The 2,441-nt window shown below is 42.4% G+C and carries 2 protein-coding genes and 1 pseudogene; 1 reads left to right on the forward strand and 2 read right to left on the reverse strand.

Features of this window, described 5'->3' with window-relative positions; all coding sequences use genetic code 11:
• Both BFJ94_RS22100 and BFJ94_RS22105 read right to left on the reverse strand, forming a co-directional pair.
• The coding region (locus BFJ94_RS22100) for an HD-GYP domain-containing protein (protein WP_240431925.1) at positions 1-269 on the reverse strand (269 nt) is incomplete at its 3' end.
• A gap of 777 nt (positions 270-1,046) precedes the next feature.
• A complete protein-coding gene (locus BFJ94_RS22105) occupies positions 1,047-2,015 on the reverse strand; it encodes a tyrosine-type recombinase/integrase (RefSeq protein WP_120464575.1) in 969 nt (322 codons plus the stop codon).
• 237 nt (positions 2,016-2,252) lie between these two features.
• Here BFJ94_RS22105 and BFJ94_RS25665 point away from each other — a divergent pair.
• Positions 2,253-2,441: pseudogene (locus BFJ94_RS25665) on the forward strand (HD-GYP domain-containing protein); the annotation flags it as partial.

Genomic DNA, 2,441 nt, shown 5'->3' on the forward strand with positions numbered 1-2,441 from the left:
TGGGTCTCCGATAACGATTCACTCTGCAGAATAACCTCTCGAGGGATCATCGATTTCCCTATATCATGCAGGAAGCAGCCCCGGACCAGTTGTTCCTTATCTGCATTACTTAGCTCAAGCGGTTTCGCTATTTTCTCAGCCAGCATCGCCACTCTTACGGAATGATGGTAAGTCTCGGGATGCTTGTACAACAATAACTTGATCCAGGACGCCATATCCGAATGTTTATCGATATACAGTTGTTTTATAAGATCAGCTGATACGACCACGTTTATCCCCCTAAAACCTTAGTCTGTCTGAAGCTCCAGTTACATTTCTCGAAACTCACGTACCGCCTCTTGTATGACCCCTGCTCCCATCATCAAGTTTTCAAGAAACTACCATCCACTCAGCTGTAGAATAACGCCGCAATTTAGCCGATATGAATAAAAAATGATCACCACGGGAATGATGTCGTACAATATTAATTATGCGACATGAAGTAGGCAAAAAGGATGAATATTGGTAAGGTTTGTTACTGTAACTATTTAACATTATAGGACAAAAGAACAACGTTTGCACGGCCATAAAGTCACATTAGTAGGAAAAAAGTTTCAATTCATCGGATTTGGACTAGACTTTGCAACAGAATTGAAAAATTCTAGGATGAATCCGCAAAATATACGAAAAAACTGCATAAATTTTCCTCGATTTAGCACAGATAATGGACATAAAACGACAGAATCAACCGCATTTAGCATTATAAGAAAACATTCAATATTAATGCACAGTAAGCTAGATCTTGCTCTTGCCCCACGATTGCCTCATGTCTGGATCACGATAACGATTCCTCCTCCCTGTAACAAAGAAAAACTGCAAAAATGCAGTTTTTCAGCCGGATATCCTCATTTTTCGTAAAATTCCTGCATTTATGCAGGAATTTATGCCATTTCACCTTAAAACATGCACTTTCCCGATAAAAGCCTGCATTTATGCAGGTATTTTCTAATTTGCCTAGTATTGGTGAGGAAAAGCCTGCATTTATGCAGGAATATTCGGATCCCCCTTTATTTTATGAATTCTTGCAGACAATCCTGCACAAAATCCGGTGCTGCCTTCTTCAACTGCTCTACCGTATGTAAATAACGCTGAGTTGTATTAATATGCGAGTGTCCCAAGCTTTCCTGCACCTGTTGCAGCGATGCCCCCTGAAGTAGTGCTAACGTTGCATTCGTGTGACGCAGCCAGTGGGGAGTCGGGTGTTTTTTCAAGTTACAGCGCTCTCCGGCCTCTTTAATAATCCGTTGAATCTGTCGTGGCGTGATAGGGAATAGCAACAGATCTGGCTCTGGATCGCTATTCCCCGCAAGATTATGGGCGTGCTCCATGTACATTTTCCACAGCTTTTGCGGGATTTTGACCTCTCTAATTTTCCCTCTTTTGGCATGAGAAATCGTTAACCAAATTGAAGTCTCCAACGCATCAGTATGGAAATCACCCCAGCGGATATGGGTCAGCTCCGAAACGCGCAGCCCAAGCATGACAAGAGAGAGCCCGATCAAATAATTGCGAAGGCTCTGTTCACTCAGGCAGTCCAGCAGCTTACCAACCTCTTGCTTCGTTAAGAAGTTCTTGCGGCTGGTAACCGCTATTTGTGGGATTTTGGTGCTTAATGTTGGATTATGGTCGAAGATGCCGATACTACTGTCACTTCCCCATTTATAAAAAGACTTCAACGGTGCTATAAAAGCGGCCACACTGGCTGGTGCTAACGATTTCCCTCCTTCTCTAAAGATCCCTTCGGATAAATATAGCTTATAAGCCTCTATTTCACGCCAAGTAACATCCTTCATTGGCATACCTGATAGGAAGTTGCGAAAATGCTCAAGCGCTCTGAAGTAGTTTTTTCTCGTATTAGGTACTTTTGCGCAAGTAGCCAGAAACATCTGAATGATTTGCTCATCACGATATTCTTGATTGGGAGAATGGAAAAGATATTGTTCAGAAACCTCCATTAAATAGTTTTGTAGTTCCATGGTATAAGCCTCCTGTTGACGTGTTGTGATGTCGCATAATTAATATTGTACGACATCATTCCCGTGGTGATCATTTTTTATTCATATCGGCTAAATTGCGGCGTTATTCTACAGCTGAGTGGATGGTAGTTTCTTGAAAACTTGATGATGGGAGCAGGGGTCATACAAGAGGCGGTACGTGAGTTTCGAGAAATGTAACTGGAGCTTCAGACAGACTAAGGTTTTAGGGGGATAAACGTGGTCGTATCAGCTGATCTTATAAAACAACTGTATATCGATAAACATTCGGATATGGCGTCCTGGATCAAGTTATTGTTGTACAAGCATCCCGAGACTTACCATCATTCCGTAAGAGTGGCGATGCTGGCTGAGAAAATAGCGAAACCGCTTGAGCTAAGTAATGCAGATAAGGAACAACTGGTCCGG

Source organism: Paenibacillus aceti, from assembly GCF_003614185.1.
Classification (GTDB): Bacteria; Bacillota; Bacilli; order Paenibacillales; family Paenibacillaceae; genus Fontibacillus; species Fontibacillus aceti.

Bases quoted from the DNA above. Each gene is read 5' to 3' on its own strand.
- BFJ94_RS22105 (WP_120464575.1), bottom strand. From the start codon at position 2,015: ATGGAACTACAAAACTATTTAATGGAGGTTTCTGAACAATATCTTTTC.